The sequence below is a fragment of the Mucilaginibacter inviolabilis genome, assembly GCF_011089895.1.
In the GTDB taxonomy this organism is placed as follows: domain Bacteria; phylum Bacteroidota; class Bacteroidia; order Sphingobacteriales; family Sphingobacteriaceae; genus Mucilaginibacter; species Mucilaginibacter inviolabilis.
In genome coordinates, this window is sequence record NZ_JAANAT010000001.1 from 446,911 (window position 1) to 463,550 (window position 16,640).

The 16,640-nt window shown below is 40.1% G+C and carries 14 protein-coding genes; 8 read left to right on the plus strand and 6 right to left on the minus strand.

The window, feature by feature from the left end; all coding sequences use genetic code 11:
- The first annotated feature begins 60 nt into the window (after positions 1–60).
- Positions 61–3,066, plus strand: coding sequence for a glycosyl hydrolase (locus G7092_RS01665; RefSeq protein ID WP_166085559.1), 3,006 nt, complete (start codon positions 61–63; stop codon positions 3,064–3,066).
- A gap of 40 nt (positions 3,067–3,106) precedes the next feature.
- A complete protein-coding gene (locus tag G7092_RS01670) occupies positions 3,107–4,537 on the plus strand; it encodes an arabinose isomerase (protein WP_166085561.1) in 1,431 nt (476 codons plus the stop codon).
- Between the two features lie 39 nt (positions 4,538–4,576).
- Here G7092_RS01670 and G7092_RS01675 read toward each other — a convergent pair whose 3' ends face one another.
- Positions 4,577–5,062 (minus strand): DUF1772 domain-containing protein, encoded by a 486-nt coding sequence (locus G7092_RS01675; RefSeq protein ID WP_166085563.1) that lies wholly within the window; start codon positions 5,060–5,062, stop codon positions 4,577–4,579.
- 44 nt (positions 5,063–5,106) lie between these two features.
- Here G7092_RS01675 and G7092_RS01680 point away from each other — a divergent pair, with 44 nt between their 5' ends.
- A complete protein-coding gene (locus tag G7092_RS01680; protein WP_166085565.1) occupies positions 5,107–5,757 on the plus strand; it encodes a TetR/AcrR family transcriptional regulator in 651 nt (216 codons plus the stop codon).
- A 3-nt stretch (positions 5,758–5,760) separates the two neighbouring features.
- Here the strand turns inward: G7092_RS01680 and G7092_RS01685 are convergent, their stop codons facing one another.
- Positions 5,761–6,957: a macrolide family glycosyltransferase gene (locus G7092_RS01685; RefSeq protein ID WP_166085567.1), complete on the minus strand. Its 1,197-nt coding sequence runs from the start codon at positions 6,955–6,957 to the stop codon at positions 5,761–5,763.
- Between the two features lie 219 nt (positions 6,958–7,176).
- Here G7092_RS01685 and G7092_RS01690 point away from each other — a divergent pair, with 219 nt between their 5' ends.
- From G7092_RS01690 to G7092_RS01710, 5 genes are all read left to right on the plus strand, one after another.
- Positions 7,177–7,602: a type IV pilin protein gene (locus tag G7092_RS01690; protein WP_317169980.1), complete on the plus strand. Its 426-nt coding sequence runs from the start codon at positions 7,177–7,179 to the stop codon at positions 7,600–7,602.
- A 517-nt stretch (positions 7,603–8,119) separates the two neighbouring features.
- Positions 8,120–9,553, plus strand: a complete 1,434-nt coding sequence (locus G7092_RS01695; RefSeq protein WP_166085570.1) for a GspE/PulE family protein — start codon at positions 8,120–8,122, stop codon at positions 9,551–9,553.
- A gap of 9 nt (positions 9,554–9,562) precedes the next feature.
- Positions 9,563–11,494 (plus strand): type II secretion system protein GspD, encoded by a 1,932-nt coding sequence (locus G7092_RS01700; RefSeq protein WP_166085572.1) that lies wholly within the window; start codon positions 9,563–9,565, stop codon positions 11,492–11,494.
- Positions 11,495–11,497: 3 nt separating this feature from the next.
- Positions 11,498–12,715, plus strand: a complete 1,218-nt coding sequence (locus G7092_RS01705) for a hypothetical protein (RefSeq protein ID WP_166085574.1) — start codon at positions 11,498–11,500, stop codon at positions 12,713–12,715.
- Position 12,716: 1 nt separating this feature from the next.
- Complete coding sequence (locus G7092_RS01710) at positions 12,717–13,238, plus strand: hypothetical protein (protein ID WP_166085576.1); 522 nt, start codon at positions 12,717–12,719, stop codon at positions 13,236–13,238.
- A 130-nt stretch (positions 13,239–13,368) separates the two neighbouring features.
- On the opposite strand, the gene G7092_RS01715 is transcribed toward G7092_RS01710, so the two are convergent.
- From G7092_RS01715 to G7092_RS01730, 4 genes are read right to left on the minus strand one after another with little or no spacing between them, the layout of a single operon-like run.
- Positions 13,369–14,523 (minus strand): type II secretion system F family protein, encoded by a 1,155-nt coding sequence (locus tag G7092_RS01715; protein WP_166085578.1) that lies wholly within the window; start codon positions 14,521–14,523, stop codon positions 13,369–13,371.
- Entirely contained in the window at positions 14,510–15,016 is a 507-nt protein-coding gene (locus G7092_RS01720) for a hypothetical protein (RefSeq protein ID WP_166085580.1), read from the minus strand. The genes G7092_RS01715 and G7092_RS01720 overlap by 14 nt, the downstream gene beginning before the upstream one ends.
- Positions 15,003–15,377 (minus strand): hypothetical protein, encoded by a 375-nt coding sequence (locus tag G7092_RS01725; protein WP_166085582.1) that lies wholly within the window; start codon positions 15,375–15,377, stop codon positions 15,003–15,005. Before G7092_RS01725 ends, G7092_RS01720 begins: the two co-directional genes overlap by 14 nt.
- Complete coding sequence (locus tag G7092_RS01730) at positions 15,359–16,627, minus strand: hypothetical protein (protein ID WP_166085584.1); 1,269 nt, start codon at positions 16,625–16,627, stop codon at positions 15,359–15,361. The genes G7092_RS01725 and G7092_RS01730 overlap by 19 nt, the downstream gene beginning before the upstream one ends.
- Positions 16,628–16,640 lie beyond the last annotated feature (13 nt).

Here is a 16,640-nt window from a genome sequence, read left to right on the forward strand (position 1 = left end):
GGATACTAAAATCATATCTTTTATGCGGGTATTTAAATCAAAAACTATAAGGCAATTATAATGAATAGGTTCTTATTTCTCTTTATAATCATTTTCTATAGTTTGAGTATTGCTCATGCACAGGTAAGCAAATTAAAAGAACAATTTATCCATCCACCTAACAGCGCTAAACCGGGTGTATACTGGTATTTTATGGATGGCAATATGTCGGAAAAATCGATCACTGCTGATTTGGAGGCCATGAAGAAAGCCGGAATAGGTAACCTCATTTTTCTGGAGGTAAATGTAGGGATCCCACGCGGTCCTGTTGAATTTTTAAGCGAAGAGTGGCAGGGTATGTTTGTTCACGCGGTAAAAGAAGCTAAGCGTTTAGGGATAGAGATAACATTAGGGATAGGACCGGGTTGGACAGGTAGCGGCGGTCCTTGGGTACCTATAGAGAAGTCTATGCAGCATTTGGTCAGTAGTTCTGTCAATATAACCGGAGGCAAAAAACAACCCATTATTTTACCTAAACCCTTACCTAAGCAGCCTTATTTTGGTGAAGGCGCTTTTACACCTGAACTAAAAAAACAGTGGAATGATTTTTATGAAGATGTAGCTGTGCTGGCTTATCCAACTCCATCGACAGCAACCTCAAAAATAACTGATATCGATGAAAAAGCTTTATTTTATCGCGCACCTTATTCATCTGTTAGAGGGGTTAAACAATATCTGCCAACAACAGCCGAATACGTTGAGCCAGCTAAAAATGCGGTGATTGATAGGTCTAAAATTATAGATCTTACGGGTAGGCTCCAGCCTGATGGTACGATCAATTGGATGGCGCCAAAAGGTAAGTGGACTATCATGCGTTTTGGCCGCAGGAACAACGGTGCTATTACCCGTCCGGCTCCAGTACCAGGTTTGGGCTTTGAGGCTGACAAATTTGATATCGTAGCACTTAACGCTCATTTGGATAACTATATAGGCAAATTGATAAGGAAAACCGGCATTCCGGACTTAAAAGATGAAGGTGGTTTAAAAAGACTGCATATGGACAGTTGGGAAATGGGGGCTCAAAACTGGACTTCCCATTTTCGTGAAGAATTTAGAAAGCGCAGAGGGTACGATCCTTTAACCTATTATCCGGTGTATGCAGGTAATATTGTTGAAAGCAATGAAGTAAGTGAACGCTTTTTATGGGATCTTAGGCAAACGGCGCAAGAACTTGTCTTAGAAAACCATGCGCAACAGGTTAAAGCATATGCCAGGCGTTATGGGTTACAGTTATCTATTGAGCCTTACGATATGAACCCTACGGCCGATTTGGAATTGGGTAATATTGCCGATGTGCCTATGTGCGAATTCTGGAGTAAAGGATGGGGCTTTAATTCATCATTTAGTTGTATTGAGTCTACTTCAATAGGTCACGTCAATGGGAAATCGTTGATCCCGGCAGAGGCTTTTACCGCTCAGGATGAGGTTTGGAAACAATATCCCGGATCAATGAAAAACCAGGGCGACTGGGCTTTTGCCACTGGTATCAATCGTTTTGTATACCATACCTTTCAGAACCAGTTCCTGGCCGATTCATTGCGCCCCGGTGCCACCATGGGCCCTTATGGTGTGCATTGGGACAGAAACCAAACCTGGTGGCCAATGGTTGGCAGTTATCATGAATATATATCACGCTGCCAGTATATTTTACAGCAGGGCCGTGCTGTTGCTGATATACTTTATTTAACCCCCGAAGGCTCGCCGCATGTGTTTCGTCCACCTTCATCAGCAATGGATGGTGATGTGATCATGCCTGACAGAAAGGGTTATAATTTTGATGGTTGTGCACCGGGTCAGCTTTATCGGGCAAGCGTGCAAAATGGTATGATTGTATTTCCTGGCGGGGCCAGTTATAGGCTACTTGTATTACCAGCAGTTAAAACCATGACACCAGCCTTACTTCAGAAAATAATGGCGCTCGTAAATGATGGCGCTGTGGTAGTAGGGGTACCTCCTGTAAAATCGCCGGGATTATCCGGGTATCCCTTATGTGACGTACAGGTTGGTACATTAGCTAAAACACTTTGGGGTACTTTGCAAGAACCTGATCAGCAAAGTATACATCCATATGGAAAAGGCAAAGTGATATGGGGAGGCAATCTGGATAAACAGATCAATGATCTTTATCCTGAATATGACCTTACAGCTCAACTATTAAAGTCGATGGCTGTTGAACAAGATTTTGCTGCCGATGGTACATTGCGTTACACACACCGAATGACAGATGATGCTGATATTTATTTTGTAGCTAACAGAACAGGAGCCACTGTAGAAACAAGCGCAACTTTCAGGAGTAATAAGGGTAATCCGCAGCTTTGGGATGCCGTAACCGGCGAAATAAGGCCACTGCCAGAATATACTGTAAATGGACAGTTAACCACCGTGCCGTTAAAGCTTGATGCTTATGAAAGCTGTTTTATTGTGTTTGCCGGGGCTGAATCTTCTATGCCATTTACTCATAAAAACTTTGCTGTAAATACGATAATCAAAACATTTGATGGCCCCTGGCAGGTCTCGTTTGATACTAAATGGGGTGGCCCCAAAAGTATCCGTTTTGATCAGTTAGTGGATTGGACATTGAGGCCAGAAGATGGTATCAGGCATTATTCCGGTACAGCAACCTATTACAAGGACTTTGATATGCCGGTAAAAACAGGTAAGATGAATAAAAGCATATATCTGGATTTAGGCGAAGTTAACCAGATGGCCCGCGTTAAACTCAACGGGAAAGATATGGGTGTGGTTTGGACAGCACCCTGGCGCGTGAATATGAATAACGCCATTTTGAAAAAACACAACAAGCTTCAAATTGAAGTAGTGAATTTATGGGCAAACAGGTTGATCGGTGATGCCAATTTTCCGGATGATGGTATACTAAATGGACGCTGGCCTGACTGGTTAACCCAGGGCAAGCCGAGAACAAGCCATAGGTATACATTCTCAACCTATAACTATTACACAAAAGATTCCCCTTTAATAAAATCGGGTCTGGTAGGTCCTGTTACAATCCAGGAAAGTAATCGTTAATATTCATAAAATATTACAACACGTAATATCACACCATAAGATGATCAACAGTAATTTAACTATCGGGGTATTTGGAATAGGCTTAGATGTTTATTGGAAGCAATTTGATGGGCTCAAAACATATTTGGAAGGTTGCCTGGAAACATTATGCTTAAAATTTGACGACATACCGGTACGCATTGTTAACGCCGGAATAATAGATACCGTTAATAAGGCTTTTGATGCGGGGAAACAATTCAGACAGGAGGATGTAAATATGGTGTTTTTGTATGTAGGTACCTATGCACTATCGTCAACTGTAATGCCTGTGGTGCAAAAGTTAAACGTACCCGTTATTGTACTTAATCTTTCTCCGGAAGCTTGTATTGATTATCAAAGCTTTAATCAATTAACTGATCGCACAACAATGACAGGAGTCTGGTTAAGGCATTGTTCCGCTTGCCCGGTGCCCGAGATAGCTAATGTTTTTAAACGCACAGGTATTAATTTTCATCAGGTGACAGGTGTACTTGAGAATGATGAGATAAGCCATAAGGAAATAACGGAATGGGTAGAGGCCGCTAATGTGGCACACATTATGCAAAGTAACCGGATGGGATGTATGGGTAACTATTACTCAGGTATGCTTGATATCTATACTGATCTTACTCTGCAGATAAAGTATTTTGGTGGGCATTTTGAACATATTGAGGTAGAGGAGCTTACCGCTATCAAAAATACTGTCACCCAGGATGAAGCAGAGGGACGCATAGCAGAATTTTATGTGAAATTTGATATACAGGATGATTGCTCTTATGCAGAGTTACTGAGGGCTGCCAAAACATCTGTAGCGATGGATAAGTTAATAGCCAGGTACCAGCTTGGGGCATTTGCTTATTATCATAAAGGAACCGGCAATCCCGATAATGAAGATACCATGAGCTCTATTATTTTAGGGAACTCATTGCTTACTGCTAATGGTATACCGGTAGCAGGCGAGTTTGAAATAAAGAATGCACAGGCAATGAAGATCATGGATAGTTTTGGTGCAGGCGGTTCCTTTACAGAATATTATGCCATGGATTATAAAGATGATGTGGTTTTGATGGGGCATGATGGTCCGGGTCATATTGCTATTGCCGAAGGCCGTACAAAGGTAAAGCCTTTACAGGTTTATCATGGTAAAGTAGGGCGGGGGCTTTCGGTTGAGATGACTGTTAAATGCGGCCCGGTTACCTGTCTCTCTATTCTTGAAAAAGGGAACGGCGAACTCATGATGTTGGTTGCCGAAGGAGAGTCTGTTGATGGACCTATTCTTCAAATAGGAAACACTAACAGCAGGTATAAATTCCCTATCGGTTCCCGTGAATTTGTTAACAATTGGAATAGTTATGGGCCCGCACACCATTGCGCTGTAGGGGTGGGGCATATCAGTAGTAAGCTTAAAAAACTATCGGCAATATTAGGCATGGATATGGTAAAGGTATGTTGAAATGTTAAATGTGTTTTCAGTGCTGGTGAGCTTCTTATTTTATTGAAAAATTGCGATCTGATTGCAACAAAGCTCATACAGCGCAATTAGCGAAAAACATAAACCTATAAAAATAAGCAGGCTTCTTGCCCAATTCATCGTACTCCATTCTTTCCAAGCCCTGGATAGTTTTTCAATATCTGATAATTGCGCTGTCTTGAACATGATATCATTTCTTGGATAGAAATACAGAAAAGTAAGTATATCTGCCAAAATATACAGTATAAATGCAATACCTGAATACAGGCGCACAGATGAAATTTGCCAACAGATAATAGGGGCGGTTAAAGCTAAAATTTGACTGATTGGGGAAAATGCTTTAAAAAAAGTACCTGGATTGTATTTTTTAGCATACTCTCTTGCTGTCGCAATGGAATTGGGAATGTCTGCACCCCATGATCTTGCATCAACAAGAGATGTATACACATTAATAAAAAGCAGTCCATTGGCACAGATAATCGATAATAACAAAATGATAATTTTCATACGCCATATTTTATAAATTAAGTAAAAATAATTATTTTTGGACAATGTCCAAAAAATCTTTAATTACTCGCGAAAAAATCCTGGCCAAAGCCTTGGAAATGTTTAATGAAAGAGGAGTTGAATACGTAGGCTTACGTGAATTAGCGGTCTTGTTAGGCATGCGGGTAGGTAACATTACCTACTATTTTCCAACAAAAGATGACTTGGTTAACCAGCTTTCGATCGATCTCAATAAACTGAATTCTGAAATACTAATAGTCGATAAGGAGATAACCTTGATTTCTTTTTTAGAGATGTTTAAAAAAGCCTCATTAATCCAATTAAAATATAGGGGATTGGTGTTAAGCATGGTTCATTTGCTTACTCAGAATAAAGTGATCCTGGCAAGGCATCAACAAACGCAGATTGACAGAAATATTATTTTAACCAAAAATGTAGACAGACTTATTGAAGCAGATTATCTGAAGATAGACACGGAGGTAAGAAAAGGCTATCTGATACAAACTATCGGTTTAATTGCGAGATTTTGGATTTCTGAAGCAGCTATTTCTTTTCAGCAATTAAGCCAGGAAGAACAAAGCAATAATTATGTATTGCTAATTGTAAATATTTTATCACCATACCTTACCCAAAAAGGGGCAGATGAACTTGTTCAGTGTTTTGAAAAATCATCATTCATGCCTAGCCCCTCATAATTATCAAATGGCTTTTGCCTCTTTGAAACGAAAAATATCATCCACGGCTTTTGGGTAACCACCTGCTTCCCGGAAAGACTGAGCTATTTTTTGAATATTAGTTAAGTAAGATTGATCGGTACATACGCTTTTAACAGCTTTGCTAATTTTCTCTGAGTTTATGTCATTAATGTCAAGTGATATGGTTGCCCCTAATTCTTGTGCTCGTTTAGCCAGCAGGGGTTGATCGGCGCCCAATGGAATACAAATGAAAGGCACTTCTGCATTAATCAGATCGCTGATACTGTTCATCCCCGCATGAGTAATAGCTACACTGATATATTTTAACAGGGCAGATTGGGGTACATAGTCCCGGATGATAAAATTGGAAGGTATGGCCATTGCTGAGAGGTCGACTTTATGCGCTGCCATAATCACCAATCCCGGCCATGTAGCAAACGCTTGAAAGAAAATATCATAAAGCACAGGATTAAAATTTCCGAAAACCGTTCCCAAAGAGATATATAAAACCGTCCTTCCTTCTAGTTTTTCGAACGGAAAATCCAGATTTTCTTTACGGAAAAAGATTGGTGGGCCAACAAATTTATAGCTATCATCAAAAAAGTCCGGGTCTGGCACAAAAAATTTCGAAGTATATACCAGGTTAAGTTCACTTTTATTTAAGAGTAACTCCATCATGTCTTCTGGCATTTTTATTTTATAGGTGTCTTCTAGTTGGGCTGCGATTTTTAAATATATCGCTGTCATAGCTTCCGCGCCCGGGAACTGATTGAACTTTGCAGTAGAGAAATGACGTAGCCCTGCAAAAACGGCTAATGAAGATATTGCTGGAATATTCAGGATTTGAACTATTGGTTTGGTAAAAAGAAAAGCCGCCGAATGAATAATATAATCAAATTTGATATCTTTAGTTTGCATTAAAATATCAGAGATTATTTCAGGAGCCTCGGTCATTACCTGTTGTATAACTGTAAACAGGCCGCCCGGTTTACCGACCACCTGGCCATTTTTCGGTGTGAAAATATCCAGATCGCCTTTATAAGCCTTGAATTGTGCCCCCGTGTCTTCAATCTTTTCACGGAATGGTTCTGCTGCAAAATAAACTACTTTTTCGCCTTGTTTAACTAATTCGCTCACCAAACCCAGGGTTGGGTTAACATGCCCGTGAGAAGGCATTCCTAAAAATAATACATTTGCCATATCAGTTGAGACGAATGAAACGTCAAAACATTTTAAATATATTTATTAGTTTGCATTTCCTGTTAACGTCCGCATGGAGTCAGTAGAGGTTGGTTATAACTATAAGCATATTAAATCTTTCTGTTTATAAGCAATGCGCTGTGGGGAAGCAGATTTTTGTTTATATATGTTGTAAGTATTGTTATAATTATTAATTTAGTTGCTTTTATTAATCGTATTGTGAAATTTCCTAAACTGAACGCACAGAGACGTTTAAAAGCGTATACACTCACCGAAGTACTCGTCGTGTTAGTCATTATCGGCATTCTGTTATTGTTGGCTCTCCCGAATTTATTGCCGCTGATTACTAAAGCAAAAAGTACAGAAGCTAAATTGCAGTTGACACATGTCCAGACCCTGGAGAAGAATTACTTTTATGAGCATTCTAAATATTCTAAAGACCTGACTGAGATTGGTTTTATCCAGGATAAATTGAGTACTGAAAGCAAGGATGCACATGCCAATTACCGCATTGAGATCGTCAGCGCTAGCAACACGGGCTTTACTGCGCGTGCTACCGCAGTGGTAGACTTTAATGGTAACGGTACTTTTAACGTGTGGGAAATGGATCAGGATAAGAACCTGAAAGAGGTAACGCCGGATTAATGTTGCTCGCTATTTACATTATCACTATATCCCTGCTAGGAGTTATTTTTATACAGGATATGATGTACCATGCAGTTACCTGGTATCTGTTTCCTGTGCTCATGGCAGGGTTGTTGTCTTTGAGGCTTTTATCTGGTGAATCGTTTGCCGCGATAGGTCAATCTTCAGTAGTTAATTTTGCTGTCATATGCATGGTTTTACTAGTGCTTACCCTTTATCTGTTATTAAGAAAGGGCAGGTTACTGAATATTACCAAAGAGCATTTGGGCATAGGTGATATTTTGTTTTTTGGTGTTGTTGGCTGCTATTTATCTGTGCTGAATTTTATGCTTTTTTTTAATATAAGTTTAGTCTGCGCCGTCTTGTTGTATTTACTATTAAAGGTGATAACCAAAAGTAAACATATTCCGTTGGCCGGATTTCAGTCTTTGGTATTTATTGTATTTTTAGTGGGGGACCGCTGGTATTTTCATTGTCATATTACAGATGATACCTGGTTATTGCGTTTGTATAATATATGAGCCTAAATCAAGATCTTTATTTACCTGCAGGTAATATCCATTTACTGGCTCAGGAACAAGCCTGGTATTATAGAGTTTTACCTAAGAATAGTGCACCGGGGTATATCGAACTATATTGTGAAGAAGGGGCTGATGCAGAGGTATTGGTACCCGAATTGGAAATTTTACTAGGGCTGGAAGTTCAATTAGAACCTATTCCCGCGGCAGATATTGCCAGGCTGCTTTCTAAATATTATATTAAAGATACGGCATCCTCCGGGGCTTCGCAGGTGCCGGTGAACCAGAACGCCGAAGATTTTTTGTTTAATCTGATTGGTGAGGCCAAAAATCTGAAAAGCAGCGATATCCATATTGAACGTTATGAGAATAAATGCAGGGTCAGGATTCGGATTGATGGATTGATGGTTGAACGCTACCTGCTGAAGAATGAGGAGTATCCTGCGCTGATCAATAAGATCAAGATCTACGCAAATCTGGATATCGCCGAAAAACGCCTCCCTCAGGATGGCAGGATCAACTTTAAGCACCAGCATCTCCAGTTTGACATACGGGTTTCCGTATTACCCACCCTGCACGGAGAAAAAGTGGTATTAAGGTTATTGAATAACGATGCCACAGCAATCGATCTGAATACACTTGGTTTTTCTCCTTTTGATCTTGAAAACTATCTGCAAGGGGTGAAGAGACCCAATGGTATCTTGTTGATCAGCGGACCTACGGGTTCGGGGAAGACTACTACACTGTATGCGACATTAAAGTTGCTCAACCAGGAAACCCGGAACATACTTACTATTGAGGATCCGGTAGAATATACATTGGAAGGGATTAACCAGGTGCAGTTGAAAGAGTCTATAGGGTTAACCTTTGGTGCGGCGCTTCGTACCTTTTTAAGGCAAGATCCCGATGTGATTATGGTGGGAGAAATCAGGGATCCGGAAACTGCCAATATGGCCATCCGGGCGGCATTAACAGGGCACCTGGTACTGTCCACCATCCATACCAATTCTGCCTGGGGAACTGTTTCGCGTTTGATTGACATGGGGATGCCGCCGTTTCTGGTAGCGAATACCTTAAATACAACGGTTGCACAAAGGCTGATCCGTTTGTTATGTCCACATTGTAAGGTGAAAAAGGATTTTCATACTTCGCTTTACCCTAAGCAATTTAAGCCTTATCAGGATGTAGAACATCATTATGTTGCACAGGGTTGTGAACAATGCTATTACACAGGATATAAAGGCCGAAAGGCAGTATATGAAGTAATACCAGTTGACCAGGAGTTGGCACAGGAAATTAAAAGCGGAAATATGAACATCCAGAACCTATTGAAAGAAAGAGGGGTACAAACCCTGGCAGAAAATGCTTTTCAGTTGTTCAGTGAAGGTAAAACGTCTATAGAGGAAATTTATCCGTTGTTGTTTAATTATTGAGGGAGGGCCATGTATAAAAAATTTACTTACGTTCTATTTATTTTATTGATCTGGATAGGGAGCTCTACGCTTCAGGCACAGCAGATCGACCGGGTACAGGAAATTCAGCAAAAGCTGGAAAACCTGGCGGGAATTGTACCGGGGTTGAACCAGAAAGTACAATTGTTGGTGACCGGGGTTTCCATTCGTGAATATCTCAATGCCCTGGCTCGATCCAACAATTTGAGTATCAGCTCAGATCCTGGTCTGAATTTTCCAATTTATGATACCTTTAATGGAGTTACTGCAGCAAATATTTTGGTGCTGCTTTCACAAAAATACAATCTGGATCTTTCGGTAGTTGGATCCATTATTTATATCACTCTTTATCATGATCCGAATCAGTTTTTAAAACCACCTCCTAAAGAGATCAATGCCAAGTATAATTCACAAGGAAACACACTTTCGCTGGAATTGGAAAATGATAGCCTTCCGGCCGTGGCTAAAAAGATCATACAGGTTTCCGGTAAAAATGTTATGGTACCCACTTCGTTACAGGGTAAGCGGGTAACATCCTTTATCAGTAATGCGCCATTTGAAACTGCATTGGAAAAACTGGCTTACGGCAATGATATCAAAATGGTGAAGACAGTAGATGGATTTTATCTTTTTCAGCCTTTAGGAGAAAATGAAGAATTATATGTAAATGGAGATCGAAATACCAGTGTACGAAAAACATTTCGGCCAGCTGCACCGTCAACAACTGGAGGAGCCACCGGTTTGTTTGTACGCGTGGTGAATGGGCAAAAACTCATCTCTGCGGATGCGGTTAATGCTCCAATCCAGGATTTGTTAAAACAGGCTTCGCAGGAAACGGGTAAAAGTTATTCTATTTACTCAGATATCAAGGGACAGATCACCTTGCATGTTAATGATGTAAGTTATGATGCCTTTTTAAGTTTAATATTTAAAAGCACAGATTATACTTTTCATTCAGAGAATGGTATTTATCTTATTGGAGATCGTAAACTAGAGGGATTGCGTACTTTCCGGCCCATACATTTACAGAACCGCTCGATTGATACAGTGGTGACCATGATTCCCAGCGAATGGAAAAGAGGTGTGGAGATCAAAGAGTTTAGAGATCAGAATACCATTATGCTGTCGGGCTCCGGTGCGCAGATGGATGAAATAGAGACTTTTATCCATAACTTGGATGTATTGGTACCTGTGGTGCTGATCGAAGTAACTATGATCGATGTACGTAAAAGCCACTCAGTATCTACCGGGATATCTGCCGGGGTTTCTGACAGCGTTAAGACCGGAGGAACTTTGCTGGGAGCAGGTGGTTTGAATTATACCTTCGGTGCTAAGTCGATCAATGATTTTTTAAGCAGAATTGGCGGAACTAACCTGGGGCATGTGGCCCCGAATTTCTACCTAACCCTGAGTGCGATGGAGGCTAAAAATAATATAGATATACGCCAGATACCCAAAATGGCCACGCTTAACGGACATTCAGCCAAGCTAAGTATAGGAAGTAAACGTTATTACAAAAATACCACACAGAATGTAATTCCTTCTCTTTCCAATTCGCAATCTATATTTACCAATGTATACCAGGAGGTAAATGCCGACCTATCGATCAATATCAGGCCTATTGTTTCTGGTAATGATCAGGTAACGCTGGGCATCACGGTCAATAATTCTGATTTCTCAACTATCCCAACTGACGGTTCACCACCACCGCAATCTATCAGTAAATTTGAAACCAGTTTGCGTGTGCATAGTGAAGACACAATTGTGCTTGGGGGATTGGAGCGGACAGAAAGTGATGAAAGTGGTTCTGGTGTACCCTTACTTTCGCGGATCCCTATTCTCAAATGGTTGTTTAGTAGCCGGACAAAGGGAGGTTCAAAGGTAGTTTCCATACTATTTATCAAATCCACCATTATTCGTTAAGATATGGGCTTGCTGGAACCCTATTATTCGATTAGCCAGGCCATCGGTATTACGATGACGATCCAGAAGGATGGTAACGTTCAATTGGATGGATGTCAGGTGATGGTAAAGGATAAGCAACTCCATCTGGAGAAGAAAATTCCGAATATTGATAGCGTGGAAGGGCTGGGTAAGCAATTTAGCAAGAGTATACCTGTGGCGTTGAACCTTTCTGGAAGGGGGGTTCTGTATAAACAGATTCCAGGTGCGGGGGAGATCAACGCCTCCAATTTTTCCACAATTTTGCCCAATGCAAGCCCGGACGATTTCTATATACAGCATTTTGTTTCCGGAAACCAATCGTTTATCGCCGTTATCAGGAAGACAGATGCGGATAAGTGGATCGACGCACTGGTTAAACAGGGTTTCCAGATTTACATGCTTAGTTTAGGGCCTTTTCCTGCTCAGCATGTTTTGCCACAACTTAATATTTACAGTGAGGAGATCATTTTCAACGGCGTACGGATTGAAAGGGACGAGGATTTCCATTGGAAGACTTTTCGATATGAAGAATCGGCGCAAGCTCCATTTCCTTTAAAGATAGATAACGAGGCAATTGACCAGGAATTGGTTATGCCTTATGCAGCTGCTTTTCAGTTAGTTTTATCGGCCAGATTGGATGTTATACAAGCAGAGGTACCGGGGTTACAAGCAATCTTGGAGCAGCTTTTAAATGATAAAAAACTCAAGGTCAATGGTTTTTTGATCCTGCTTGCCTGTTTTTTGCTACTACTCATTAATACGGTGATTTTTTCATCCATGAATAATGACAATCAGCGATTGAGTCAGCAGGTAACTAGTTCAGTACAGAATACCAGTGATGTACAAACTATTAAAGATGATATTGCACAAAAGGAGGCTTTACTCAAAAATCTAGGCTGGGAAGGCGGAATTCGCAAAAGTATATTGATTGATCAAATTGCATCATTATTACCACCTGGAATTAGTTGGAAAGAAATAACAATAAACCCAATTGACCGCCTGGGAAGCCGTGCGCAAAGATCTTTACAGTTTGCCCGTCAGAAAATTGAGGTAAGGGGTATTTCGCCGCAGATCATCCCGATAAATGAATGGATAGCCAGAATCAAAACCCGACATTGGGTAAAGGGTATCCAGCTAGAAAGCTACACATACAATAGTGAATTGAATACAGGGCAGTTTATCTTAACAATTACTTATTGATATGTTGAAGTGGTGGCCTTTTAAAAAAGATTATTTATTAATTGTTGCGGCAGTTGTTTTGTTGTTGATTTGCTATCAGCTGGCTTTTAAAAACACGATTGCTGCCTGGCAATTAAACAGACAATTAAATAAGCAACAGCTTCAAACTGCCGATGTGAGTTACCAGCCTAAATACCTGGATAGAAAAAGTAAAAACCTAGATCATATTTTGGATTTGTACCGCTCAGATACGGCTGTTTTCAGAAGTAATACGATCAGTATCATTGCTGTGTTAGCCGAGAAAAACCGGGTAAAACTTGCAGAAGTACCAGCCCAGGATGTGGTTTATAACACAGAAGGCGCGATTATTCAGAAACTTAATTTTGAAGGGAATTTTTTTGCTTTGAACGGGTTTTTAAATCAATTGGAATCATCTGAAAACGTAGGCATTGTTAGGGCAGTTGAGTTTAAATTAGAAAAAAAAGATGCCGAACCTGTAGCAAAAAAGCTCGTGATGGGAATTTACATGGAAATTCGTAAATAAGAAACAGCTTATTTAATGCAATCTGTTATTGGAAACTCCGTAGACTGGTAAATTTCTTATATCTTAACTAAACCGTTCTTCATTTTTAAGTTGAAACTCTGTTATTGGGAATGTTGGGTCTCTTCAAACTTTATTGAAAGCTATTACTCATCTGGAACATAGGAAGATACATGGCAATTAGAATAGTGCCCACAATAAGCCCTAAAAAGACAACGATGAGCGGTTCCATCATACTACTCAGGGTGGTAGTTTGGTATTCCACTTCATCAATATACTGTTCAGATATCCGGGCAAAAAAATAATCCAATTTATTACTTTCCTCGCCAATTTTTAGCAGCATGATCATTTTTGCAGGATAAATGCTAAATCGTTCAAGACTCTGATGGAGGGCATGACCCTGTAAAATATCGTCTTCTACTTTTTGCAAAGAAGATTCTATCGGGTAATAGCCAATCATTTGGCGACTGAGGGAGATGGCCCGAAGCAAGGGTATATGAGCACTGATCAACAGACGCATAGAGTTACAGAAACGTGCCAGGTAAATCTTTTGCACGAGGTTCCCAGCAACGGGAATCTTTAATAATAGCCCGGAGAAGACTTTACGGAAACGTTCTGTTTTTCGTACATACCAGAAAAAACCAGCTATAGAAGCCAAAAACAGAATAGCAGGTAAAAAATTACTTTCCATTGCTTTTGATATACTGATGATCTTTGCGGTGATCCAGGGTAGCTGCCCTCCAAAACGGGTGAATACATCGCTGAACATGGGTACAACAAATTCGAGCATGAAGAATACAGCACCCATCGAGGTACACATTACAATACAAGGGTAACTGAGTGATGATATGATTTTTCTGCGCTGTTTAACTTTGTTTTGATAGAATTTAGCGAGGTCTTGTAACACCTCAGTCAGCTTACCTGTCTCTTCTCCAATTTCCAGGCTAAATATTTCGTAAACAGAGAATTTGCCGGTTTTTTCCAGCGCTTTTGAAAAACTGATACCCTGTAACACCTTTTCCTGAATGTCTTGGAATAGTTGTTTATCCTTCTCTTTTTCCTGGCTGGCAGTGATCAGCTCAAAACTGCTTTTTAAGTTAATACCTGCCTGGAGCAAAGAACTCAATTCCAGGTACAGAAACTCTTTTTTCTTGTCGCTTAGTTCTTTACTGCCAAAACTGATGTCCTTATTTAACAAGGCCAGTAAGCCACCACCATTATCATTCTTTTGGGGAGTGGGTGGTGTTGCTTTCTTCTTTTCGTACCGGCTAAGGTCAATTGTTGGCATCGATATTTTCTTGAAAAAGATTCACTGAACTGTATTGTTTGTGGTAATGATACGGAATTTTTTCGTTTTGTAAGATGATCTTCCATTCCATGTCATCCAACAGGTTTGGCTTATCTGTTGTGGAGAGGTCATTCAATGGTTGACTCTCAAAAGTCGTATTCATGGTTTCCGTTTGTATTTTAAAGGTATCGATGATGCCTTGTGTTCTCGTCACCAGATCGGGTCCGAATTCATAGATAATATCAGCGCTGTCTGTTTTAAACAGGATTCTTTGTTTATCTCTCAAAATAGCTGATGCTTTATAAAAATCTTTTTTTAAAAGCTTATCTAACTGGACAATCGTGGATATATCCTTGTTTTTATTGGTAAAACCGATATAGGATTTGCTGATAATAGTATAAGCTGTGTATGTTATACTAATTACAATGGCTGCCAACAGCATAGTAATGGTAATTTCCATAATCGTGAATGCTTTAAGTTTAGTTTGAGACATGATCCTTAACGATTATTTGTTGTACTTGTGCCACTTGTTCCTGGTTATCATCAAAAATTGTTAGTGTTAGTTCGGTAAGTTTAGGTTCATTTTCAACTGGTTTAAGTTGTTGTTCAATGCGAAATCCATCGACCTGACTTGATCCGCTTTTATCCTCGTTGATTGAGGTGCCCTGCAATAAGACTTCCTGTAATATAGCCTGTGCCCGTAGTTTTTTGACAGAAAGGGAGAGTTTGGTTACGTTAGTAAAGATCATCATGGCAGTGCCAAATACCAGGATAATAATAACCATGGAAACCACTACCTCCAGGATCGTTGAAGCTGTAAGCTTGCCGTGTATTTTTATTTTACCTCTAGCCATTGCAATATTTTTTTCTGTTGACCAGAGACTGGCGTAAGGTCGCTTGTTAAATAATATCGCGAAAGCGCAGCCGAGTTAATGGTGATATTAATAAGATAATTTTCGTAGGTCGTAATTTCACTTTTATAAAGGAAACGGGAGGTCATGACATTTCCCGCTATGCTGGTACCGGCTTTTAGGGATAGTGTACCCTGTGCATAAATTTGTCCGGCAACAATTGTGTTTTTACCCAGAATAATGTCTGGAGGTAAAGTGTTTTTTGCTTTTTCATAAGTAAAAATAACACCCGTGAACTGCGTGTTTTCACCTAAGCTGATTTTTTCCGGGAAACCAACAATGGCTGTTGTATCGCGTAAAATACCTAAACAAGAAGGGTAAGTGAACTTACAATTACGTTCAACACCGATAGAATCTTTGGCATAAAACTGCCCATTCCCATGAAACCCTTCTTTAACAACAATAGCTCTGGCAAATATGATTACATGATGTAAGTGAGCGCTGCTATCAATGGTAAGCGTTGTATCGGAATTTATGACTATGTTCCCGGTCAAATTGATGTTTTGCAAAGAGGTTACCTGTTTTCCTAAACTAATGATCGTAGAGGATTGTCGAAACGAGCGGTCAATAGATTGTTTCTTTAACAGCATATTGTTATGTACCGGCAACGGCTTGCCAAACCGTCGGAGAGTCTGTAATCGTGTAGAGACAAGTGGTGGAAGTTTTTTTTCGCTGTTATGTTGCTTGCCCTTGACTAATTCTTTATCACCTGTGTATGACTGATTATCTACATAGGCAGTTTTAATACCAGCCTTTGGAATATACACATCACCGCTTATAGCAGTTTTTCCACTAAGGGAAAGGGGACGGTCCTCATCGATCAGGTAGAGCGCTGCCCACTTACTGGAGTCGATGGCGTTGGCTATACTGAAAACTTTATAGATGGTGTCATTTTGAGCAAAGGCTTTCACAACACCAATGTCAAATATACCCCATGCTGATCTTTGGAGGGAAACGGAATCTGAATTTTCTTCTGCGAAAAGGCTAATATGGCGTTCTATCCGGTAGGAACTGTCGGTACTGGTCAATAATATATTGATACCGGAGTTTATGTTGTTTTGCAAACGGTCCGATCTGAACTTGGCCTGGTAGGAAGACTGATAAAAATAAGCAGCGGCAATCAATGCAGAACATAAAACGCCGATTACAAGGGCAATTATAATTACAATATATAATGCAGAGGCTTTAAGCATAAATATACCGGAG